The following is a 24,129-nucleotide window of genomic DNA, read 5'->3' as shown; positions in this document are numbered from 1 at the left end:
ACATGAATGATTTAAACTTTTTTAAGAAAAGCCCAGAAATAATCAAAATTGCTTTGATTAATTTACTGTTGTTACTGGCTTTCCTAGAACTGGGTTCCCTGGGATGGTATTTTGTCAAGCACAAGCAATTTTTCTATGCCAGACAAAAACCGTTAGATAAATCTGCCTTGGGAATTAATTTGGAAGGAGTACGATTAAATGAGTCTATAGTCGAAAGATTTCATCCTTTTTTCGGATTTGTTCAAAAACCGAGTGCTGATTTTCGCCCCGGTTTTAAAGTCAATAACTATGGGTTTATTTCTCCTTACGATTACCCTTTAAAAAAGACTAACAAAAATCAATTTATTATTGGAGTCTTTGGCGGTTCGGTTGCTTCTAACTATTCAATATTTGAAATACAGAATAAAATTTTGCCTGAATATATCAAGCAGTTGCCTAGTTTGAAAAATCGAGAATTTGTAATTTTGTCTTTTGCTACCGGAGGCTATAAACAGCCCCAACAATTGTTAATTTTAAACTATTTCTTAGCCCTTCGTCAAGAATTCGATCTGGTTGTAAATATAGATGGCTTCAATGAAGTAGCCCTTTCTAATTTAAACAATAAAAATAAGGTCGATTTAGCGATGCCAAGCATTCAGCATATCTTGCCGTTGACTAACTTGGCGAATAATAGCCTTTCTACAAAAGCGATGAAAGCAACTATCAGAATTAAAGAAAATAAAGCTAGGATTAATCAGGCTTTGGAAAGTTTGCAACATTGTAGTTTGGCGGCGTGCGATGCTTTCTATTCAGTGTATATTCAAAACTTAGTAAATAACTATAAAACCGATGTGATTAAGTTTGAAAAAGAACGCACTAAACAACAAGATGATGGGAGCGTTATTTACCTTAATACTAATAAATCTGTGGCACAAGATTCGGTAGCATTTGAAGAAATGGCATGGAATTGGGCGAAGAGTTCAATTTTTATGCACAAAGTTTTGTCGGCTAGCAATGTGCCTTATGTTCATGTACTCCAGCCCAATCAGTATTATCAGACAAAAAGGGTGTTTAGCGCCGCCGAAAAGCAGATTGCTTTTAATCAGGATACTCCCTATGCTAAGGCAGTGGAAATTGGGTATCCGGCTCTGTTTAAAAAGTTTCCTAATTTAGAAAAAAATAAGATTGATATATTTAATGGGGTTAAGGTTTTTGACAAGACTAAAGATGCTGTTTATGTGGATAGCTGCTGTCATTATAACAAAGCGGGAGAAGTGGTTTTTAGTAATTATGTGGGTAGTTCCATTTTAGAAGTGTTGCGGGAGGATGAAAAAAATAAGAAGAAGCGATGAGCCAGAGTCTGTGGGTATGGGTGACAAGGAACTAAGATGGATGTTATTCTCTAGTTTATTCCCTCACCAAGTGGTCTGAACGAGAGGTGAATTCTTCTTGGCTAAGGAGTCGGGTACGTCCTCGCTAGGGCTGTTAAGAAGCCCACATCATACTTCGGCTACGCGATCGCACAAGTAGCTGTACTCGGCTTGATGTGGGAGTGTGTCAAGTTTTTGGATTGCTTGGGGCTAGATTCGTTGCTTTGTCGATCGGCATTACCAAGATTTTATCAACTCGGTTCCCGTCCATATCTACTACTTCGACACGCAAATTGTTCCACTCAAAGTGTTCGGCGGCTGCGGGAATTTTGCCCAAATTTGTAATCACAAAACCGCCCATTGTGTGGTAACTTCCTTTGTTTTCGGCTGACAATTCTTCGATGCCAAACAGCTCAAAAAAATCTTCGACTGGTAGCATTCCATCTAACAGCCAAGAACCGTCTTCCCGCTGGACGGCTTGTGGCTCGTCGGCATCTTCAATAGAGGGAAATTCTCCCACGAGTTCGACTAAAATGTCGTTAACTGTAACCAATCCTTGAATCACGCCATATTCGTCTACTACCAAGGCTATTTGATTGCTAGATTGCTTGAAAAGTTCTAATACTTTTAAACCCCGCGTGCTTTCTGGTACAAATAAAGGTCTTCGTAAAGAAGCGCTTAAATCGAGGGGTTGACCAGTTAAAGTCCGTGACAGCATATCTGTAACGTGTACTAAACCGACAACGTTGTCGAGCCCTCCCTGGCACACGGGAAACCGAGAATGACCGCTACCAAGCATTTTTTGGCGATTTTCTTCTACTGAATCGTCGAGATCGAGCCAGGTAAGATCGGGGCGCGGTGTCATTAAGGCGCTGACTCGTCGATCGCCCAAACGAAAAACCCTTTCTACCATATCTTGTTCGGCTTCTTCAAAAGTGCCGGCTTCGGTTCCTTGCTCGATTAAAACTTTAATTTCTTCTTCTGTAACTTGCGGTTCTGTGGAGGGCAAAATCCCCATGAGCCGCAGCACTAATTCAGTAGAATAACTTAACAGATAAACCGCAGGAGCGCCTATTTTGGAGAGCATTCGCATGGGAATGGCTACGCTGGAGGCGATCGGCTCTGGGTTGTTGAGTGCTAGTCGCTTGGGCACGAGTTCGCCAATAATTATGGTCAGATAAGTTATGGTTAAAATTGCGATGACTGAGGCGATCGCCCCTGAGTAGGGCGCTAGAGCCGGAATCAGTCGCAACAAAGGCTCTACTCTTTTAGCAATAGTCGTTTCTCCAAAAGCGCCCGACAGAATCGCCAGCAGCGTAATCCCGATTTGGACTGTCGGTAAGAACTGATTGGGGGCATTAGCTAGATCCAATGCGACGCGGGCATTGGTCGAACCTTGGTTGGCCATCTGTTGCAGTCTTACCTTGCGTACTGAGATGATGGCCATCTCTGACATCACAAATAAGCCATTGAGGAAAACCAGCAGCAGAACAATCAGAAGGTCGGTACTTGGGGACATTTCTAAAATTATCAGTGGTAACGGCAAGCACAGCCCGGTTAAAGGAGAGGCCTGAAAGCTGTCAATCTCGATCGCAAAATCGAAATTTTTTCGCTATCAATCCTGTACCTAGATTAACGGAACTCGCTCGTTTCGATCGCAGCCTCGATATATTAGAGCAAAAATTAACCCTCTGTTAAGTTCCTCGGCGACAACAGCTCCTCGACACAATCAATGATGTTTGTCGTACAATCTCCTTAACAGGCAAAGAGAAAGAGCCTTTGCCGATCGGGGATTAAAAATTAACAGCCCATGACTTTCTCTTCAATCATTCGGACTCTAGGGCGATCGCCCCTAGCCACAGAACTACTCAACAAACTCAAGCGCCATGGGTACGTGCAACTCTCCGGCGTAGCCCGCCTACCGAAAGGTTTGGTAGCTTCAGCCCTCGCCCAGCAAGAAGGGCAAAGTTTACTCGTCGTCACAGCAACTCTGGAAGAAGCTGGCCGTTGGGTGGCTGGGCTGGAGGCGATGGGCTGGCAGACTGTACATTTTTACCCGACTTCGGAGGCTTCGCCCTACGAGCTATCTTACTCCGATGAGAGCGAAATGACTTGGGGGCAAATGCAGGTGCTGGCGGATTTGATCCAGAAACCAGAAATTACTACTAACTCTAAGCCGATGGCGATTGTCGCTACAGCGCGGGCTCTCCAGTCTCATTTGCCGCCACCTGCTGCTTTTGCACCCTATTGTCTGACTTTGGCGCGAGGTATGGTTCAAGACTCGAAGATTTTAGACCGCCAACTTGTTTCGATGGGTTACGATCGGGTGTCTCTGGTGGAGATGGAGGGCCAGTGGAGTCGTCGGGGGGATATTGTGGATGTGTTTCCGGTGGCTGCTGAGTTGCCGGTGCGGCTGGAGTGGTTCGGGGATGATTTGGAGCAAATTCGGGAGTTTGATCCGTCTTCGCAGCGATCGCTTGATAAGATCGATCGCTTGGTTTTGACTCCTACGGATTTTGGCGGGATTGTGCGCGGGGCTTTGGGTGAAAGGTTGAGTTTGAAAACGAACCGCGAAGGCGCGAAGGGCGCGAAGGAAGAACCCCCCCCTGCCCCCCCCCAAGGGGGGAATGGAGAGGAGGGGGAAGAGGGGGAAGGGAAGGTTATTAAGGGGTTGTTGGGTTTGGCTTTTGAGCAGCCTGCTTCTCTTTTGGATTATTTGCCATCACATACTTTGGTGGCTATTGATGAACCGGCTCAGTGTGAGGCTCACTGCGATCGTTGGTTTGAAGGTGCTCGGGAGCAATGGGAAAGTTTAATTGTTTCTGTTCCTAAGATTCACCGCTCTTTTGCTGAGTCTATGGCGGATGTGGAAGCTTTTCCTCGACTTTATGTTTCGGAATTGGCTGAATCTTCTGTTTCTTCTCCTGGTGCGATTAATTTGGCTTCTCGCCCGGTGCCGGTGATGCCTCACCAGTTTGCTAAGTTATCTCAAATGCTCCGGGAGGAGCGCGATCGCGGTTTTTCGGTGTTTTTGGTTTCGGCTCAACCCAGTCGCTCTGTTTCTCTGCTTTCGGAACATGACTGTCCGGCTCAGTTTGTGGTGAATCCGCGGGATTATTTGGCGATCGATAAGTTGCAATTGCAGCATATTCCGGTTGCTTTGAAGTACAGCGGTTTGGCTGAATTGGAAGGTTTTATTCTGCCTACTTTTCGGATTGTTTTGATTTGCGATCGGGAATTCTACGGTCAACATTCTCTAGCTACTTTTAGTTATGTTCGCAAGCGCCGTCGTGCTGCTTCTAAACAAGTAGACCCGAATAAATTAAGTCCTGGTGATTTTGTGGTTCACCGTCAGCATGGAGTGGGTAAGTTTATTAAGTTGGAGCGTTTGACGATCGATCGCGAAACTCGCGAATATTTATTGATTCAATATGCTGATGGTACTCTCCGAGTCGCCGCTGACCAATTGGGGGCTTTGTCGAGGTTTCGGACTGTGGCTGATAAAGTGCCGGAACTGAACAAACTCACAGGTCAAACTTGGGAAAAAACTAAAACCAAGGTTCGTAAAGCTGTTAAGAAATTAGCGGTGGATTTGTTGAATCTTTATGCTAAAAGAGCTAAACAAACAGGGTATGCTTTTCCTCCTGATATGCCTTGGCAACAAGAGTTGGAGGATTCTTTTCCTTATCAGCCGACTCCGGATCAGTTGAAGGCAACTCAGGATGTGAAACGGGATATGGAGGGCGATCGACCTATGGATCGTTTGGTCTGTGGTGATGTCGGTTTTGGCAAGACGGAAGTGGCTCTGAGAGCAATTTTTAAGGCGGTTACGGCGGGCAAGCAGGTGGCTTTGCTCGCGCCGACGACGATTTTGACCCAACAGCACTATCACACGCTCTCAGAGCGTTTTTCGCCTTATCCTATTCAAGTTGGTTTGCTCAATCGCTTTCGCACTGAAACGGAACGCCGGGAGATTCATAAGCGTTTGGCTACTGGGGAATTAGATGTGATTGTGGGTACTCAAGCTGTTTTGAGTAAGGCGATTAAGTTTCGGGATTTGGGTTTGTTGGTGGTGGATGAGGAACAGCGGTTTGGGGTTAAGCAAAAGGAAGCTATTAAAGCTCTGAAAACAGAGGTGGATGTTCTGACTCTCACCGCTACGCCGATTCCTCGGACTTTGTATATGTCGCTGTCGGGGATTCGGGAAATGAGTTTGATTGCGACTCCGCCTCCGAGTAGGCGACCGATTCAGACCCATTTGGCTCCCTATGACCCGGAAGCGGTACGATCGGCTATTCGTCAAGAATTGGACAGGGGTGGTCAGGTTTTTTACGTGGTGCCGCGGATTGAGGGGATTGAGGAGTTGGCTGCTCAGTTGCAGGTGATGGTTCCGTCTGCGAGAATTGCGATCGCCCATGGTCAAATGGATGCTTCGGAACTGGAATCGATTATGCTGACTTTTAGTGCGGCGGATTTCGATATTTTGGTGTGCACGACGATTATTGAATCGGGTTTGGATATTCCCCGCGTTAACACAATTTTGATTGAAGACGCGCACCGGTTTGGTTTGGGTCAACTTTACCAGTTGCGGGGACGGGTGGGACGCGCGGGTATTCAAGCTCATGCTTGGCTGTTGTATCCTAAGCAAAGTCAGTTGACTGATGCTGCAAGGCAGAGGTTGCGGGCTATTCAAGAGTTCGCTCAGTTGGGTTCGGGCTATCAGTTGGCGATGCGGGATTTGGAAATTCGGGGTTCGGGTGATATTTTGGGCACGGAACAGTCTGGTCAAATGGAGGCGATCGGCTTTGATTTGTATGCTGAAATGTTGGAGGAGGCAATTCGCGAAATTAAGGGTCAAGAAATTCCCAAGGTTGAAGATACTCAAATTGATCTGAGTTTGACGGCTTTTATTCCTGCTGATTATATTGGGGATTTGGATCAGAAGATGAGTGCTTATCGTTCTGTTGCTTCTGCTAGTACCCCCCAAGAGTTGCAGCAGATTCAGGCTGATTGGTGCGATCGTTATGGGCAGGTTCCTCTTCCTGCAAAACAACTTATTCGTATTGTTGAACTCAAACAAATTGCTAAGCAAATTGGTTTTTCTAGGATTAAAGTAGAAAATAAGCAGCATATTGTTTTGGAAACATCTATGGAGGAGCCTGCTTGGCTGTTGCTTAAGGCTAATTTGCCGGAACATTTGCAGTCTCGTTTCGTCTACAGTAAGGGAAAGGTTACTATTCGAGGGATGGCCGTTTTGACTGCGGACAAGCAATTGGATAATTTGATTGATTGGTTGGGTAAGATGCAGGGTGCTTTGCCGGAAGCCAATGTTTTATTTTAAAATCGTGAAAAATTTAGTTAGAATTTTTTTTACGATCGCCCTATTGCAAGGAATCCCGACAGCCGTTCAAGCTCAATTAATGATTGACCCGATTGACCGGGTGGTTAGTGCGGGATTGATGACTAAGGATGCCCGTGGCAATTTTAATGCTGAGGGTTTTGTCAGTCGTGCGGAGTTGGCTACCATTTTGGTGAAAACTTTTGGTTTAGAACACCGGAAAATTTCTCAGAAAGCCGATCGGGAATTGCCAGATGTACCTAAAAGTTACTGGGCCTATAGTGCGATTCAAATTGTTTTGAAAACGGGAACTATGACTGGATATCGCGATGGAATGTTTTTTCCGAATCAAAGGGTGACTCGTGCTGAGGCTTTAGCGATTTTTGCTCAAGCTTATGGTGTTTTTCAGTTTCCCGATGTTAATGTTTCTGAGATTTTAGCTAATTATCCAGATGCGGCGGAAATCCCTAATTGGGCGAGAAAGTCTCTGGCGACTGCACTTTATGAAGGTTTTGTCAATATTGAATTGGGAACTAATAAGATTAATCCTTTGAAGCCGATGACTCGTGGCGACATTGCTTACGCTTTGAACAAGTATTTGGAGGGACAGGCGAGGTCTGCTTCACCAACGGTGCCGGAGGAACCTCCGAATCGGGGTGTGGGACGTTAAATCTTTTGGTATGGTAGAGCATCTGGGTAATTTTGACACGAGTGTCTCGGAGCGATCGACTTTCTAGATCGCCCACAATGCAAAATCCCGGAGCTTTGGTGACTATAAAACCAGCCATCAAACCCCCAGGATTTCAAATTTTGCTCTATTAACGAGATTAAACTTATGGTAAGGGAACTTTAACTTAATCAGCCGTAGCCAATTCGGTACTCCCGCCACCGCGTTTGCGCGTCAGGGTATTGAACAACATTTGACCAACCGCTTTAATCAAATTGCCTTCTAACTCCATGAACATCTTCATGTTCATGCCAAAAGCCGCATTAGCTTCGTCCACAATTCGCTCTGCTGTGGCTTCGTCAATGGGCAATTCATTCATTGCTTGACGGTACTTAGTTTTGAACTCTTTTTCATCAGGAATATCCTGGAATTCATAAAAAGCAGTACCTTCTCCCTCGGTAAGGTTCATTCCCCGCTGAGCAATGCCCTTGAGGATTTGTCCGCCGGATAAATCGCCGAGATAGCGAGTGTAAGAATGAGCCACTAACAGTTCTGGTGCGGTGGCTGAAATCTTGTGAATTCGCTCGATGTAAGCTTTTGCTGCTGCTGAGGGAGCTACCTGTTCCCGCCAATTCACGCCGTAGTAATAGTACAAATCTTTTTCTAGACTTTGTTTCCGATTCAACTCAGAAAAGTAAATTTTTGAAATCACCGGATGCTGTTTTTGGCGTTCCATTTCCTCTTCTATGGCGGAGTATACAAAGTAGAGGTTGCCTACTAATTTCCGGTAAGATGTCTTTTCTACAACGCCTTTTAAAAAGCACTTGACAAAACCGACATTTTCTGCCATTGTGTGAGATTTTTTCGTTCCTTCACGCAATTTGGTCGCTAAATTGATGCTCATAATATATTGTCCAACTTTCTATTTTCGTGGTTGTCGATGGATGCGCCAACAATCTAAAAAATACCTAAGTTATTACCTTAGACTGATTTAATGAGAGATTGTATTAATTTTTATAACAAAACCTATACTGGGCAGAAGGCACAAGGCATAACGCAGAAAATCAAGGGTTTGGGCCAATGAAAACGTCCTCAGCATCTTGGCGGTTGCTATAAAATACACAAACAGTTTAGTCAGTAGTCGTCAGTCATTGGTTGTTAGCTACTGACTACTGACTACTGACTACTGAGCAACTTAGATGTCTAAGTCCAGCAGGTTGAGTTTGGGACCGTAGGTTTCGATGAATTCGCGCCGGGGTGCGACTCGATCGCCCATTAAGATGGTAAAGATGCGATCGGCCTCGGCAGCATCATCGATTTCCACTCGTTTCAGTGTCCGAGTTTCCGGGTTCATCGTGGTATCCCACAACTGTGTCGGCATCATTTCGCCTAAACCTTTGAACCGCTGAATCGTGTAGTTCGCATTCGCCGGGAATTCATTCCGAATCAAATTGTTCATTTCGCGATCGCTATAACAGTAGTAATGATTCCGTCCCCTTTCCACTTTATACAGAGGAGGACAAGCAATGTAGATGTAACCTTGTTCTACAAGTGCTCGCTGATAGCGATAGAAGAAAGTCAGCAACAGCGTGCGGATGTGGGCTCCATCTACGTCAGCGTCAGTCATGATTACTATGTGGTGATACCGCAATTGAGTCGAATCGAATTCTTCGCCTTTAATGCCCAAACCCAGCGCTGTAATTAACGATTGAATTTCGTTATTTTTGTAGATTTTGGCATCGTCTGTTTTCTCAATGTTGAGGATTTTACCCCGCAATGGGAGAATGGCTTGGAATTGGCGATCGCGCCCTTGTTTAGCACTGTTATGAACAAAGACTCCCGCAGCTAATGCAAAGTTGTGGCTGTTGGGAACTTCGATGTCATAAACATCATAGCGTTCTGCTACGGCTTCGATCTTGACAACGCGGTGATTGTAGTTCCGAACTGCTTGACGAGCATAGAGTGCGTCTCCACCAAAATAGCGATCGCAAAAAGTCTCATACTTCAACAAACACTTATCTTTTTTGGTTCGGCGATAGAGATTGTAATAATCAACATCAACCCAGCCCATTTTCATCTCAACAGCCTTCAAAGCTTCCAGAGTTTTGCGGTAATAAGTTTCATCCAAAGCAGCTTTGCGTTTGCGGCGAAACTCTGGTGTCCACTGTTCCTTCGTTTTTTCACGCCTCCACTCTAATAAATTCTCATCTTGCCATTGTTCTTTAGCAAGTTGTGAAAGAGTTTCCCGCGCTTGAGGATTGTTCGCAAAATGATTCCGAACCCGTTCCGACTGAGCTAAACGGTTTTCTTCGCAACTCCAATATTCTTGTTGCGCTCGATCCAACAGTTCCTGATTTTGTTCGCGATAAGCTTCATTAGAATCGTAAAACTCGCGCCACTTCTTCGTCATGTAAGCTTTATACTCTTCATCTTCCCACTGAGCTTTCGCTTGTTCCGAAAGAATTTGCCGCGTTTCCGGCTCCTGCATCCGCTCTTTCATCATCGCCCGAAATTCTTCACTCATGTGAATTTGACGGCTCTTTTCAATTACATCCGGGCGGTGCAATGTTTTCTCAAGATTCGCGCGGTGAAGAGCCAAGTGTACCTCAGCAGGCAATCGCTGAATATTTGTCGGATTGTTGTTGAGTTTGTTGAAATCAACATGGTGGCGGTGATTGCCCTCAGATGATTCATAGACACCGTGTTTTAGGTTGTAAAAATCCGATAAAAGATGAGTGTAAATCCAGTTATCAGTGTTTGGATTCCACACCATTTCATAACCCTTAAGTCCTTGCCCGTTTGATTTTTTTTCAGACAACTTGCGGTTAAGAGGCATCAACGAATCTTCCGGTGTCAGCATTGCTGCTGCTTTGTAAGTGCCATCCCGCAACATAAATAGATGGTCGGGAGTGCAAGTAATTGTCTCCCCATTGTCTAATGTCAGTTTGATGACTTCAGCATTTGTTTTAGTCATCCGAGCGTTAGTTATCCGCTCAAGCCCAATGTTTCCACTGTCGCGAATCGTGTAGCAAAAGTGTTCTTTACCTTCTGCTTGTTCGTCAACTATCTCTTTGATAGTTTTTGTCGTACCGTCAGCTAATATTATTTCCTGAAATGAAAAAAAACAGCCCCCAGCACTATCCCCCTCGACCAGGTATATCTCAGACAGGGCGGGGTCTCTGGAGCTACAGTCCGCTAATTTTCCGGGCAATGGAGACGATTCTAAGACCGATTTACGGCGGACTAAATCGCGGGCGCGACGGGCTGCTTCCGCCGCTTTAAATGCCTGAATTGCTTTTTCCAAAATAGCGTCGGCTACTTGGGGGCGAAACTCTAAATATTCGGTTAATACTTCGCCAACTAAGGAATCGACAATGCCCCGAACTTCAGTATTTCCCAGTTTAGTTTTAGTTTGACCTTCAAATTCCGGGTCAGGGACTTTTACTGAAATAACGGCTGTCAAACCTTCCCGGACGTTTTCACCGGCGAGGTTGGGTTCGTTTTCTTTGATTTTGTTGCGCTTACGGGCGATCGAATTCATCGTCCGAGTCAAAACAGCTTTCAAACCTTCTAAGTGTGTGCCACCGTCGATCGTCCGAATGTTGTTAGCAAAACCGAGAACATTATCGCTAAAAGCATCAACACACCACTGCAAAGCCACTTCTATTTGCACGTTATTGCGTTCGCCTTGCACGTAAATCACTTCTTCGTGCAAAGGCTGCTTTTCCCGGTTCATGTAGGCGATGTATTCCTTGATGCCACCCTCGTAACAGTAAGTTTCGATGCGAGGTTCGCCGCTTTTGAGCAGTTCCAAACGGTGGTCGCCAAAAGTAATTTTAACGCCCGCATTCAAGTAGGCTAGTTCTCGCAAACGCGCGGAAAGTATAGTGTAATCAAATTCAATGCCTGTGCTAAAAATTTGAGTGTCTGGCAAGAAAGAAACTGAAGTGCCGGTGCGATCGCCTTTGTTGGGCTTGGCATTAAGTTCGGTGACAGGATTGCCTCTTTCGTAGCGCTGTAAATGTTCTTTTTGGTCGCGCCAAACTGTGACTTCTACCCACTCCGACAGCGCGTTCACCACCGAAATACCTACACCGTGCAATCCTCCCGAAACCTTGTAGCCACCACCCCCAAACTTACCACCGGCGTGGAGTACAGTCATTACTGTTTCTATTCCCGATTTGCCAGTCTTGGCAACAATGCCGGTCGGAATCCCCCGCCCGTCGTCTGTAACGGTAACGGAACCGTCGGCGTTGATCTCAACTTCGATGTGAGTGCAGTGGCCAGCCAGCGCCTCATCGATCGAGTTGTCAACTACCTCGTAAACTAGATGGTGGAGTCCTCGCGGGCCGGTGGTACCGATGTACATCCCCGGTCGTTTGCGGACTGCTTCGAGACCTTCGAGAACTTGAATTTGGTCGGCGCTGTAGCTGCTGGTCATACAAAAATAGCTCCAATAATGAGGCTAAAGCCCCAAAAGCTTCTAAAATGGGAAAACTTCTAAAATTATAGCACAAAACCCTTAATGGCGATGCTAGGGCATTCTGAAGGGAAATTTATTGAGGGGATGGATAGCTGGGAGCGGGGCGGACTTTTTGTTGTTAGCTAGGAGAGTTGAGTGCGATCGCCCGCAACCAAGTAAGCTATGGAAGAAGGAACAAGGAAGAAGGAACAAGGGAAATTAAATCAAATCAATGGTTTCAGCAGTTGAACAAGTCGGAGTGCACCGAGAAGGTGGCTTTATGTCTAAATTAATTACGATTTGCGGTGCGACGGCGACGGGAAAGTCGGGAGTGGCTGTGGCTGTGGCTTCGCGGTTGCGATCGCCCATTTTGAGTGCAGACTCTCGTCAAGTGTACCGCGAATTTGACATCGGGACTGCCAAACCCACAAAGGTCGATCGCACTTCGGTACCGCATCACTTAATTGACATCTGCGATCCGAGGGAAACGCTAACACTGGCAGAGTACCAGGAACAAGCTCAAAATTTAATAATGGCTTACGATGTTCCGCTGTTGTTGGTGGGAGGGACAGGTTTATATATTAAGTCGATCGTGCGCGGTTTGAAAATTCCCAGAGTTGCACCCATGCCAGAATTGCGATCGCAACTGATCGAACTCGGTCAACCCCAATGTTACCAGATGCTAAAGCAAGTCGATCCATCTGCTGCTGAAAAAATTCACCTCAACGATCCAGTCAGAACTTTAAGAGCACTAGAAGTATTTTATGTGACTGGGCGCTCTATTTCCGAACAGCAGGGCGAAAATCCTCCAAGTTATCCTATCTTGCAAATTGGCTTGGATTGCGACATGGCAATTTTGACCAAACGAATAGAACAGCGTACTAATCAAATGTTAGAATCCGGTTGGATTGATGAAGTTGAATATTTGTGTCACAAATACGGCTGCGATTTGCCCTTACTAAATACTTTGGGATATCAAGAAATCAAACAATATTTGGCGGGCGACATTACCCTAAAGGAAGCCAAGGAATTAACGGTTTTGCACACGCGGCAATTTGCGAAGCGTCAGCGGACTTGGTTTCGAGCTTATCCTGAAATTGAATGGTTTGATGTTAGTAAACCCGATTTGTGCGATCGAGTTTGGCAGAGAGTTGCAGAGTTTTGCGAACAATAAGGATTTTTTACCGCCGAGGGCGCAGAGAAGGATGTAAGGAGAGAGTAAGTGTTATTTTTGACTTAGTAAAATCTCTCTAATTCTTTGCCGAAACAAACGCACAGCCGAACGCTGTCCGATTGTTCTGCTTTGTTCGATGAAACCCGGAATTTCGGCTACGGGTAAAAAGGGGAAAGCTAAACTGCGATCGCACTTTTGATATTTCCCCTCCACAAGTTGATAAACTTGCAGAGATTGCCGCCGATATCTCCAAAGTTCGGGAACGCCAAGAGCAGCATATATGGCATCTTTATTAACAGAAGAATTCGTGTAATCTGATTCTATTACTAAATCAGGTGGCAAATCCTCTGGCAATTTGATATCTCTTTTACCTCTGACGCTGGCTTCATTTTGAATGTAGAAACAACTATCTGGTTCGACAGCGCGAGTTAAATCTTCCCGTTCAAGAGTCAGAGAACCAGCTTTCATCACTTCGATTTCTAGCTCGTCTGCTGTCGCTTCAATCAAACTTTCTATCAGTCCTTTCGGAACTTCATGTTCTAGATACGGCATTCTGATTTCTAATACTCCTCTATCGTAAGCAATTCTCCAAGCTCTATCGTCCCCAACATCTGCCAGCAATGCTTTAAAAGTTGACCAACTGACACCTTTTAAAACAACTCGGTTTTCTGGGGTAATTTCCTGCTCGACGGGAGTTGATGTTGTTGTTACCATTTAACAATTCCTTGGTAGCTTCATCAGTGTTTATTATAGTCTATTTATCGTTCCCAAGCTCTGCCTGGGAATGCCTGAATTCGAGGCTCTGCCTCGCGGGAATAGGGAGGCAGAGCCTCCGGATCTGCGTTCCCAGGCAGAGCCTAGGAACGAGGGATTTTCCGTCAGTTAACTGTACAAACTGGCGACATATTCCCCGTAGCCATTATAGGGCAAAGTTGGGCGAGTTTCCCAGGACCAACTGTTACCTGGACCGACTACTCTTTCGCTAGCTTGTGACCATCGTGGGTGTGGTCGCTCGGGATTGACATTGGCTTCAAAACCGTATTCATTCGGACCGATTGTATTCCAAAAAGTCGCTGGCTGTTTCTCCACAAATTCAATTTTAACAATCGATTTTGCACCCTTAAAACCGTACTTCCAAGGAATTACTTGCCGCAGTGGCGCGCCATTTTGTTTGGGTAGTTTTCTGCCGTACAAACCTGTGGCAAAAAAGGCTAAATCGTTCGCCATTTCTTCGATTCGCATTCCCTCGGTATAAGGCCAAGGATAAAATTGCGACATCAAACCGGGGCCGGGAGTAATTTTGGGGTCGTAAAAAGATGTGAAGCGAACAAATTTTGCCTTTGAAGTTGGTTCGACATCAGCCATCAGCAATTTCATCGGAAATCCCACCCAGGGAACTACCATCGCCCAGGCTTCTACGCAGCGAAATCGATAGACTCTTTCTTCGATGGGGAATTTTTTGGAGAGTTCGTCAATGTCATAAATTCGAGGATTTTTTACTAAACCTGTAACTTCTACTTTCCAGTTTTCGGTTGGTAAGGCTTGGGCTGCTTCCCAAATAGATTTTGTGCCGCCGTATTCATAAAAGTTATTGTATTTTGTCGCTAGGGCTTCGTCGGTAATTGTGCGATCGACTTTAGCGAAAGCTGGATTGCGGGTTAAGCCGGAATATGCTTGAGTTGCTGTTTGTTCCAAAGCTGTATTCGCTCCTGAATTGCTCTTGCAGCCCGCAAGTGGCAGGAGTGAAGCAGTGACACCGACTCCAATTAAATTGGTCATAAACCGACGACGGTTGAGAAAGACGCTTTCTGGAGTAATTTCTCGATCGAGAATTTCCCAGGATTTTGGAATACGAATCAACGGCATAAGTAATAGTTAAAATTTAGTAGTTACTGGTTCGAGAATATTCAACAAGTTATCCAGCAGTGTTCAGCGAACACAGCGCCAAGAAGCGACTATTGCGCGGCCAAATCACCAATAAATTATAACGTAATGTTACTAAAACTCAACAATTTCACAACCAGGGCGCGATCGACATATTAAACAGCCTTCACAGGAAACTCAAGGGATTTGAGATGGGAGATTGACGATTTGAGCCTAGGGAGGAATCTGGGGGCTCTAGCCCAGCAGCTTGCGGTCAGTAATAATATTTTACGCGCGATCGACCTTGGTAATAGTGGCTAAAATCTGGGAAACAATTATCATAGAACAAATATTGCAATCATTTAATTTGCCCACAGGAAGCGGCACCCACCGCCCCGCTTTCCTCCCCCACTAACCAGAGTCGGATGGGGGTCTCCAGCGGAAAGACAAATGAGTTACTGCATCAATTCCCATTGTCCTCACCCCCAAAATCTCGATCGCGCTACAGTATGCAAAAGTTGCGACGCGAATTTGCTACTAAAAGGGCGCTACCGAGTCTTTCACACCCTAGGTGAAAGTCTCACAACCCGCACTTTTTTAGCAGTAGATGAAGACCAACCTTCCCAACCCCGTTGCGTAATTCAACAATTTTTCGCGGCGGAAACAGTCCCTGACGGTCAAAAAACACGAAATCCCAAATTTCGCGCCCCAGACTGGGCTCTCGACGAGTTGGGAAAACATCCCCAAATACCAAAACTACTGGCATCTTTTGAACTCGACTCCCGCCAGTATTTGGTACAAGAATACATCGAAGGTCGCAATTTGGCCACCCAACTCTTGGAAAAAGGTGTTTTTAAAGAAATTCACATTTGGTATATCCTGAGCGAATTGTTGCCCGTACTGCAATTTGTTCACGACCACCAACTGATTCACCGAGATATCAAACCATCCAATATTATTCACCGCAAATCCTCTCAAGCAGTCCCAGCTTTGGGAGAAAAGGAAAGTATCGGAGGTCTAGCTTTAGTCGATTTCGGCTCAGCAATTCCCGCTAACAGCGGCCCGCTGAAAACAGCCACAGCCACCGGTGCTGCTGAATACGCAGCCCCAGAACAAATTCAAGGTCAAGCTCTTCCCAGCAGCGATATCTATAGTTTAGGCATCACCTGCATTCATTTACTAACGGGAATGTCACCCTTTGATTTGTTTGATATCAAAGCAGATAGCTGGGCCTGGCGGCATTATTTGAAAGTGCCGGTTTCGGCAAGACTAGGCCGCATTCTCGATCGCATGGTGCAGCGCGAAACCTCGAAACGCTATCCCACAGCCTCGGCAATTCTCCAAGACATCAAACATGGCCCGACATCGATGGATCTGATTCTCGGCCAGCCACAGTGGACTTTGGGCGCTTGGGCTGGGGCGGTTGTCGGCTTGCTATCCCTGGTTCTGGGTTCTCGTTTCCAGTCTCCCCAGCCCCAGGCTTTCACTTATCAAGAACCTGCTACTATTCCTGAAATTCGGTTCAATCCCCCGCCCATGTCGGATTTCCAGCCTCAGACATCACCAGAACCTGCTGCGGTGCGAACTCTGACGACTCTTGACAAAAACCCCGTTTGGGCAGTGGCTGTCACCCCCAACGGTCGCGCCATAGTCAGTGGTAATAACGACGGGACAATTCGCCTCCTGCACAAGCGTCACGGCAAAGTGCTCAAGGTTTTAGCCGGACATTCCGGCCCGGTGTGGTCCGTGGCTGTTAGTCCTGATGGCCGGACGATCGCCAGCGGCGGTGCTGATAATACAATTAAATTGTGGAATCTCTACACCGGCAAGTTGATTCGGAGTTGGGAAGGACACAAAGATGGCGTGTTCTCCGTGGCTTTCAGTCCCGATGGTACGGTAATTGCCAGTGTCGGTAAGGACAAAACTTTGAAATTGTGGCAAGTAGACGACGCTGTTGAGTTAGACGCTTTTAAAGGGCTTTCCGATCGGGTACAGTCGGTGGCTTTCAGTCCCGATCGACAAACTCTAGCTACTGGCAACAGCGATGGTACTATCAAGCTTTGGAACTGCCAGACTGGCGAATTGAAACAGACTCTCATTGGTCATTCTGACGCCGTTTGGTCTCTTGCTATCAGCCCCGACGGTCAAACTCTCGCCAGTGGTAGTTGGGACAAGACTGTGAAGTTGTGGGACATTAGTCCTAATCATGAGTCTCCTTTACCTGGGGATTCTCAGTTACCGAATTTTACAGACAATTCCGATCGCCTTGAGTCTCATGATTTTAGTTGGAAAATCAAAGTAAGTCATGATTCTCTACAGCCCAAGGGTTCTTTATTGCGGACTTTGATTGGCCATGCCGATCGAATTCAGTCTCTAGCTTTTAGTCCCAATGGTGACAAGTTGGCCAGCAGCGACTTGAGTGGCACTATCAAGCTGTGGCAGACGAATACTGGCGAAATGACTGGTACGCTTAAAGGTCATGCTACTTGGGTAGAATTGGCTTTTAATCCTCAAGATCAAACTCTCGTCAGTGGTAGTTTTGATGACACGATTAAGGTGTGGCGGCTTTCTCCTTGATTGTGCGATCGCCCGGAGTTAGAATCCATTCAGTGAAACCCTCTTTTTTGAGAGTCCCGACTTCTGCTGCGAAGTCGGGACTCTGGTTAGAATTATTCATTAACGTTGGATCGGAATTATTTTACCGCAGAGAACACAGAGGACACAGAGTCCGAGAATAGAGAGATGAATAATTCCGATGATGAGAGGATTTGATATTAAACGCAAAAAACCAATAATAGAAGAACGTGAATTGTAGGGGCGGGTTTTACCAACCATAATAGCCTAAAACTAATAATCTCCTAAACCCGCCCGCTCCTATGTAATGTTTATTTGTACCGACTTACTTAGTATGGATTCAGTAGAAAAAACTCAAGATCAGCAGCATCCGCAATATCGACGCGATCGCGCTACAGTCGATACTTTATTAACCTCTGAAGCAACCGACTACAATTTATCAGAATTAGCCAGACTCAAAATTCGTTACCGCGGCTTTCCTGGTGCTAGAGATATCCAAAAAGACTTAGAAAAAGTCCTGCAAAAATGGAATCTTACACCAGAAACTCTTTACGAACAAACCCGAAAAATTCACGCTCAAGGTGAAGTTTACAGAAAGCAAAAAAGCGACCAAGAAGATTGGGTTTAACTTGATAAATCGGGTTTTGGGTCGTTGATGCGGGCTGTAACTAAGTATTCTGATAAAAAAAACTGGTTTCTGACACAGGTGTGTCTAGGACTATTAAAACAAAGTGCGATCGCCTCAAGTCAAACTCAAAGGCGATCGCTTGAGAATGTCTTGACCGCGATCGCCGCTCAATGTATCGTCGCCGTTACCGCCAATCAGAACATCATTTTCTTTACCACCCCAGAGAATATCATTGCCATCTCCTCTTATGTTATATAATGAATAATGATATTCCGCTCAATGTATCGTCGCCGTTACCGCCAATCAGAACATCATTTTCTTTACCACCCCAGAGAATATCATTGCCATCTCCTCTTATGTTATATAATGAATAAAAATTGATTACGGATATTATCTATACCTAATCAGTTATTGGTCTCACAAGAATCAAAAGCATGTATGGCTGAAACTACAACCGTTAATCCAGCTTGGGAAGCAAAAACAATTAACCATAACTTATCTGTTCGGCTGGCTGTGAAACCTGCCGATATTACTTGGTACAAAACTATCTGCCCAGGAATTTGGTATGGTTGCTTGGAGTCTGATAGCGCAATATGGGATAGTCCATTGACACAAATAACACGCTTTGACCCTGGTGGATTTTTCTATGAACATGGTCATCCTGATGGCGAAGAAATTTTGGTGCTTCAAGGGTCTTTTCAAGATGAAACTGGAGAATATTCCCCAGGTTCCTATCAGCTCAATCCTGAAGGTTTTATTCATGTTCCCTCCAGCCCAGAAGGTTGTCTCACATTCGTCAAACTCCGTCAGCATGGAGGCGATGGTCGCCAAGCAGTTAAAATAAATATCAATGACTTATCTTGGCAGCCAACTTCCATTCCTCAAATCAAGGTTAAGCCACTTTACCAGCAAGAAGGCTTCCCTGATGAGGTTTGGATTGAGCAATGGGAACCTGGAACTACTTTGCCACAAGTGATAGAACCAAAAATTAGAGAAATCTTTGTGTTACAAGGAGTTTGGGCAGATGAATTGGGAGAATATCCTGCCGGAACATGGCTCAGGTATCCTGCTAATTGTCCTTATATCCCCTCTTCTTCAACAGGTTGTGAAGTCTACGTCAAGACTTATGCTTTCCGTCATCTGAAGTAAACTCTAAAAGCTCTCGGGGGGTGACAAAGAACCCAAAACCCAGACGGGGTAAAGATAGATCGGCTCTGTGGTAAAAAAAATAGGCCGCGTGTATTGTTACCCGCTAGCCTATCTCAAAAAAATGCTACCAACATTTTATCAGACCCATTTACAAAAACAATTGACGCAGGGCCAGTTTCTGCTGGTGACAATCTTAACCGCTTCAAACCATCTCTGTCGAAACTTGCATGGCTGGCTGTGGCTGGAACTGGAACAGCGAATAAACCACGTTGCGGCGAATATCCGTCATCATATCCAAAAACAGCTCGTAACCTTCAGTTTTGTACTCGATTAACGGGTCTTTTTGCCCGTAACCGCGCAGCCCGACAGACTCGCGCAAAGCATCCATTTGTTGCAAATGTTCCCGCCACAAAGTGTCAATTTGTTGCAAAATAAAGAACCGTTCCGCATCTCGCATCAAATCAGCTCGGATTGCATTAACTTCCGATTCTTTCATGTCGTAAGCATTGCGAACTTGTTCGTGGAGGAAAGTCTTAATTTCTTCTACTGACAAATCTTCTAGTTGATCCGGTGTCATGTCAGCTAGCAAATAAACAAATTCCTTTACCTTGCTGACCAGTTTTTCCAGTTCCCACTCTTCCGAAGGTAAATCGGGATTGATGTATGCTCCTACAATGTCGTCCATTGTCTGTTCTGCATACTTAATCACCTGTTCCTTTGAGTCCAAACCTTCCAATACCCGACGGCGTTCAGCATAGATGGCTCGACGTTGATTGTTCATCACTTCGTCGTACTCAAACACCTGTTTGCGGATGTCATAATAGTAGGTTTCAACTTTTTTCTGAGCTCCTTCTAAGGAACGAGTTAGCATTCCCGATTCGATCGGCATATCTTCCTCTACCCCAAAAGCTTTCATCAAACCAGCCACCCGTTCCCCACCAAAAATCCGCAGCAAATTATCTTCCAAACTCAAGAAAAACCGAGTAGAACCAGGGTCTCCCTGGCGTCCCGCGCGGCCGCGCAACTGATTGTCAATCCGGCGCGATTCGTGGCGTTCTGTACCGATGACGTGGAGGCCTCCGAAGTTGACCACTTCATCATGTTCGGTGCTGGTAAAAGCATCGTATTCGCTGCGAATTAATTTGTAAACTTCCCGCAGTTTTTGAATTACTGGGTCGTTGGTGGGCGCTTTTTCCGAAGCTACAGCGATTTTATCATCTGCTTCCAATTCCGAGAGCGATCGCTCCCCGTATTCCTTGACAGCCAAATCCACCGCCACCTTCAACATTTGTTCGGCATTTTTCGAGATTTCTGTCGGGAAAATCTGCGCTGAAGCCTTCCAAGACTTCATCTTTTTCTTAGTCGGAGCAAAACCTTGAGCAGCGGGCCTGCCACTAATACCCGGCACTTGTACGGGTACAAATCCTTCCTCATCATCGGGCCTCACAATCCGGGGCATCAAATACTCCCGCAATTTCAACCGCCCCATATACTCGGAATTCCCCCCCAAAATAATATCAGTACCGCGGCCAGCCATGTTAGTGGCGATCGTCACCGCACCCTTGCGTCCGGCTTGAGCAATGATTTCCGACTCTCGTTCCACATTTTCTGGTTTAGCATTCAGCAAGTTGTGAGGAATCCTCAGTTCCGTCAGCAACCTCGACAGCAATTCCGACTTTTCGATACTCGTAGTACCCACCAGCACCGGGCGGCCTTGGCCGTGCATTTCCGCGCATTCTTGGGCTATAGCATTCCACTTACCATTTTCCGTTTTGTAAACCATATCCGACAGGTCTTTACGGCTAGGAATCCGGTTTGTCGGAATCAGCGTCACTTCCAGATTATAAATCTTGCCAAACTCCGCCTCTTCCGTCTTCGCCGTCCCAGTCATCCCCGACAGCTTCGGATAAAGCAAAAAGAAATTTTGATAGGTAATCGTCGCCAGCGTCTGAGTTTCCGGCTGAATTTCCGCCCGTTCCTTCGCTTCGATCGCCTGATGCAAACCATCACTCCAGCGCCGTCCCGGCATCACCCGCCCGGTAAACTCATCAACAATCACCACCTCATTCTCACGGACGATGTAGTTGACATCCTTGATAAACAATTCCTTCGCCTTAATCGCATTAAAAATATAGTGCGCCCAAGGATCTGCCGGGTCATACAAATCCGTAACCCCCAACAACCGCTCAGCTTCCCCAAATCCTTCATCCGTCAATAGCACATGCCGAGCCTTTTCGTCAACTTCGTAATGTTCTTCATTTTCCTTTCTCAAGGCCACCGCTACCTCAGAGGCCCGGATGTACTTCTGGCTGGGGCGCTCCACTTGGCCAGAAATAATCAGAGGTGTCCGGGCTTCATCGATTAGCACCGAGTCCACCTCGTCAATCACGCAGAAATTAAAAGGACGCTGCACTACCTCTTCCATGACAGTAGCCATGTTATCCCGCAAATAGTCAAAGCCCACCTCGCTGTTCGTCGCGTAGGTGATATCACAGTTATAGTTTTTCTTTCGTTCCCCCTGATCCATCCCCTGCTGAATCAGTCCCACAGTCAATCCCAGGAACCGGTGCACCTGCCCCATCCATTCCGCGTCCCGCCTCGCGAGATAATCGTTGACGGTGATGATGTGTACCCCTTTGCCGTTGAGGGCGTTGAGGTAGGCCGGCAGTGTCGCTACCAGGGTTTTTCCTTCACCGGTTTTCATTTCGGCAATTTGACCTTTGTGCAGGATGATGCCGCCCAGAAGTTGCACATCAAAGTGGCGCATTCCTAAAACTCGCTGTCCCGCTTCCCGCACCACCGCAAAAGCTTCTGGCAAGATTTCGTCTAGAATCTCTTTCTCGTCGTTGAGAGACTTAGCTTTCGCCAGACGTTGTTTAAACTCAGCGGTTTTACCTCTGAGTTGCTCGTCTGTTAGGGCGCGGATTTCTTCTTCTAAGATTGTGATATCAGCTACCCAAGGCTGAAATTTTCTAAGCTTGCGTGCGTTGGGATCGCCGAGCAGATTTTTAAACATGGCAGGAGAGGCAGATTTTTAATAATTTAGCTAGTAGCTTTCAGCTTTAGGGACTGGAGTATTACCCACAGTATTTACCTTTTCCGATTGTAGCAACCATTGGCTCTGCTCTGTGGCCGTCACGGGCGATCGCTTTCTTGTTCCATCCTGCCATCACTGCGTTGCAGAGTGTTTCATCTCCCTTGAACAAAATCTATGCAATTACCGATAAACTGCGTCTGTTGCCCCGTGCTTCTGGGACGGCTTGTGTTTTTTTGAGATGTCGGGGAAAATTTTGTAGTCCCTTTACCGAAAAAACCAGCTTAAATCATCGGTGGAGATGTAAGCGATTCGCGGATGGGGCCGCCTATAATCTTAGCAATCACATAAAATCTATGTTTTTATCTGTAGATGTAAGGAGTAGATAACAGTCAACAATCAAGCAGTTGTAATTACCACATAGCAAAAAATCCTTAAATAACGTCAAGAACCTATTTAACATGAGCGATCGCATTTCTGCACCCAACGTTTACTTATACGCTTTCCAACTTTATCATGACAACCAGGGCAGCGATAATCCTCTGTGGCAACAATGCGAGCAGATTTTGGCGAAATTTACCTATAGTTATGAAAAACTTACACCCCATCTGGTTTTCCCCACCCATTCTCACCGCTACTGTGCCGATTTACTGTCCGATACTTCCCTCCCTTTTAATACCCGCAATCCCTTGATCGAAGGTTTTGCCCAACCTCGACAAATTCAAGATAGCTATGCTGTCTGTTTAAATATCGGTTGCCGGGAAGATGGCACTGCTAATAATTTAAATGTCAGTTTTATTGAAAAGTTTAACCCCAATCAAGCTTTACTCATCACCGGGGATGACAATTTTTTAGGTCAAACTCTGATTGTTACTGCATGGCTTACCGAACCAAACTTACCCGATAATTTAGATTCCCTCAAACCCCTGGCTGATAAATGTCGCGATTCTTTATTTTCCGGCGATTCTCCCCCTAGTTTTTACCGATCGGGTAAACTGTTTGGTAGCCCGATTTTTGAATACGGTTCACTTACCGATGTTCCCCATTACCAACACCTCTTTGTCTGGCTCCTGGGCGACAAACAAACTGATGCAGATTTTAACACTTGTCAACAGGAAATATTCAATTTATTATTTCACAGACACAAAATTATCAAGGCTTTTCAAGACAGCCGCCAGATTTACCAGGAACTTGATACAGAATACCGCACCATTGAGAAAAATATGGAGGTTTTGCAGCAGCAATTTGCCCAGGATACTGTATTAACTTCTTCTCAATTGCAAGAATTGCAGGAACAGTTAAAGCAACTCTTTTGCAAATCTGTAACTTATACTCGCTTGCTGCGGAAACTTGCAGATTTTGATAATACAATTGCCATAAATCTTTACAATTATAGTGAGATTTTGCAGAAAATATGTGTTATGATTGAAAGCGATAAGGAAGAACTATCGATATTAAATAATTTTAGTATAAAAAATGCGCCTCAGATGCGATCGCAAATAGCAGGGGACTTAGGATATTTCCGACACGGAACCAGTTTAATCGAACAGGCGATCGCCTCCATTAGAGGGATAGTAGAAATAGAACAAGCCAGGAGCGATCGCGCCCAGGAAATCGAACTCCGCAACAGGGAAAAAGCAGAGAAAAATCGAGACGATCGCATAGAAAGCAAAGTTCAGGCGATCGGAGTCGGTATAGCAGCAGGTGGCATCTGTGCCTCTAGCGGCACAGACAAACTGTTCGAGACTCTAGAACAAAATCATGTCCCCGCACCCTTAATCCTGTGGCATCCCTTTGTATTTTCATTTTTGCTCAGTGGCGCGATCGCCCTGTTGGCAGCAGGCATCACAGGGTGGCGGACGAAACCCAAAAAGTAGCAAAAAGGGCGATC

The 24,129-nt window shown here is 45.7% G+C and carries 17 protein-coding genes; 8 read left to right on the top strand and 9 right to left on the bottom strand.

What is annotated here, in order from left to right:
* Positions 1–2 precede the first annotated feature (2 nt).
* Positions 3–1,331 carry a hypothetical protein gene (locus tag P2A85_RS25035; RefSeq protein ID WP_377476055.1) on the top strand — a complete coding sequence of 443 codons (1,329 nt, stop codon included), beginning with the start codon at positions 3–5 and terminating at the stop codon, positions 1,329–1,331.
* A 205-nt stretch (positions 1,332–1,536) separates the two neighbouring features.
* On the opposite strand, the gene P2A85_RS25030 is transcribed toward P2A85_RS25035, so the two are convergent.
* Entirely contained in the window at positions 1,537–2,868 is a 1,332-nt protein-coding gene (locus P2A85_RS25030) for a hemolysin family protein (protein ID WP_377476054.1), read from the bottom strand.
* 291 nt (positions 2,869–3,159) lie between these two features.
* On the opposite strand from P2A85_RS25030, the gene mfd reads away from it, so the two are divergent.
* Together mfd and P2A85_RS25020 are read left to right on the top strand one after the other, a co-directional pair.
* Complete coding sequence (gene mfd / locus P2A85_RS25025) at positions 3,160–6,690, top strand: transcription-repair coupling factor (protein WP_377476053.1); 3,531 nt, start codon at positions 3,160–3,162, stop codon at positions 6,688–6,690.
* Positions 6,677–7,357 (top strand): S-layer homology domain-containing protein, encoded by a 681-nt coding sequence (locus tag P2A85_RS25020; RefSeq protein WP_377476052.1) that lies wholly within the window; start codon positions 6,677–6,679, stop codon positions 7,355–7,357. Before mfd ends, P2A85_RS25020 begins: the two co-directional genes overlap by 14 nt.
* Positions 7,358–7,541: 184 nt before the next feature.
* On the opposite strand, the gene P2A85_RS25015 is transcribed toward P2A85_RS25020, so the two are convergent.
* Positions 7,542–8,258, bottom strand: coding sequence for a heme oxygenase (biliverdin-producing) (locus P2A85_RS25015; RefSeq protein ID WP_377476051.1), 717 nt, complete (start codon positions 8,256–8,258; stop codon positions 7,542–7,544).
* Positions 8,259–8,549: 291 nt separating this feature from the next.
* Entirely contained in the window at positions 8,550–11,795 is a 3,246-nt protein-coding gene (gyrB, locus tag P2A85_RS25010) for a DNA topoisomerase (ATP-hydrolyzing) subunit B (RefSeq protein ID WP_377476050.1), read from the bottom strand.
* A gap of 301 nt (positions 11,796–12,096) precedes the next feature.
* Between gyrB and miaA the strand changes: the two genes are divergently transcribed.
* On the top strand, positions 12,097–12,990 hold the full coding sequence (gene miaA / locus P2A85_RS25005) for a tRNA (adenosine(37)-N6)-dimethylallyltransferase MiaA (RefSeq protein ID WP_377481701.1): 894 nt from the start codon (positions 12,097–12,099) through the stop codon (positions 12,988–12,990).
* A gap of 51 nt (positions 12,991–13,041) precedes the next feature.
* Here miaA and P2A85_RS25000 read toward each other — a convergent pair whose 3' ends face one another.
* Positions 13,042–13,704: a Uma2 family endonuclease gene (locus P2A85_RS25000; protein ID WP_377476049.1), complete on the bottom strand. Its 663-nt coding sequence runs from the start codon at positions 13,702–13,704 to the stop codon at positions 13,042–13,044.
* A 168-nt stretch (positions 13,705–13,872) separates the two neighbouring features.
* Positions 13,873–14,856, bottom strand: a complete 984-nt coding sequence (gene msrP / locus P2A85_RS24995; protein WP_377476048.1) for a protein-methionine-sulfoxide reductase catalytic subunit MsrP — start codon at positions 14,854–14,856, stop codon at positions 13,873–13,875.
* Between the two features lie 447 nt (positions 14,857–15,303).
* Between msrP and P2A85_RS24990 the strand changes: the two genes are divergently transcribed.
* Positions 15,304–17,430, top strand: a complete 2,127-nt coding sequence (locus P2A85_RS24990; protein WP_377476047.1) for a protein kinase — start codon at positions 15,304–15,306, stop codon at positions 17,428–17,430.
* On the opposite strand, the gene P2A85_RS24985 is transcribed toward P2A85_RS24990, so the two are convergent.
* Positions 17,405–17,530 carry a hypothetical protein gene (locus P2A85_RS24985; protein WP_377476046.1) on the bottom strand — a complete coding sequence of 42 codons (126 nt, stop codon included), beginning with the start codon at positions 17,528–17,530 and terminating at the stop codon, positions 17,405–17,407. The genes P2A85_RS24990 and P2A85_RS24985 overlap by 26 nt on opposite strands.
* A 231-nt stretch (positions 17,531–17,761) precedes the next feature.
* Here P2A85_RS24985 and P2A85_RS24980 point away from each other — a divergent pair, with 231 nt between their 5' ends.
* On the top strand, positions 17,762–18,055 hold the full coding sequence (locus P2A85_RS24980; RefSeq protein WP_377476045.1) for a DUF3288 family protein: 294 nt from the start codon (positions 17,762–17,764) through the stop codon (positions 18,053–18,055).
* Positions 18,056–18,169: 114 nt separating this feature from the next.
* Here the strand turns inward: P2A85_RS24980 and P2A85_RS24975 are convergent, their stop codons facing one another.
* Positions 18,170–18,250 (bottom strand): hypothetical protein, encoded by an 81-nt coding sequence (locus P2A85_RS24975; RefSeq protein ID WP_377481698.1) that lies wholly within the window; start codon positions 18,248–18,250, stop codon positions 18,170–18,172.
* Between the two features lie 55 nt (positions 18,251–18,305).
* Complete coding sequence (locus P2A85_RS24970; RefSeq protein WP_377481695.1) at positions 18,306–18,392, bottom strand: hypothetical protein; 87 nt, start codon at positions 18,390–18,392, stop codon at positions 18,306–18,308.
* A gap of 101 nt (positions 18,393–18,493) precedes the next feature.
* On the opposite strand from P2A85_RS24970, the gene P2A85_RS24965 reads away from it, so the two are divergent.
* Positions 18,494–19,204: a cupin domain-containing protein gene (locus P2A85_RS24965; protein WP_377476044.1), complete on the top strand. Its 711-nt coding sequence runs from the start codon at positions 18,494–18,496 to the stop codon at positions 19,202–19,204.
* Positions 19,205–19,406: 202 nt separating this feature from the next.
* On the opposite strand, the gene secA is transcribed toward P2A85_RS24965, so the two are convergent.
* Positions 19,407–22,220, bottom strand: coding sequence for a preprotein translocase subunit SecA (gene secA / locus P2A85_RS24960; RefSeq protein WP_377476043.1), 2,814 nt, complete (start codon positions 22,218–22,220; stop codon positions 19,407–19,409).
* Between the two features lie 479 nt (positions 22,221–22,699).
* Between secA and P2A85_RS24955 the strand changes: the two genes are divergently transcribed.
* The gene (locus tag P2A85_RS24955) at positions 22,700–24,115 is read left to right on the top strand and encodes a hypothetical protein (protein ID WP_377476042.1); all 1,416 of its coding nucleotides are present in this window, start codon (positions 22,700–22,702) and stop codon (positions 24,113–24,115) included.
* Positions 24,116–24,129 lie beyond the last annotated feature (14 nt).

Origin of the sequence: Microcoleus anatoxicus (assembly GCF_042465725.1) — a bacterium.
Lineage (GTDB): Bacteria > Cyanobacteriota > Cyanobacteriia > Cyanobacteriales > Microcoleaceae > Microcoleus > Microcoleus anatoxicus.
This window is presented reverse-complemented; position numbering and strand designations above follow the sequence as displayed.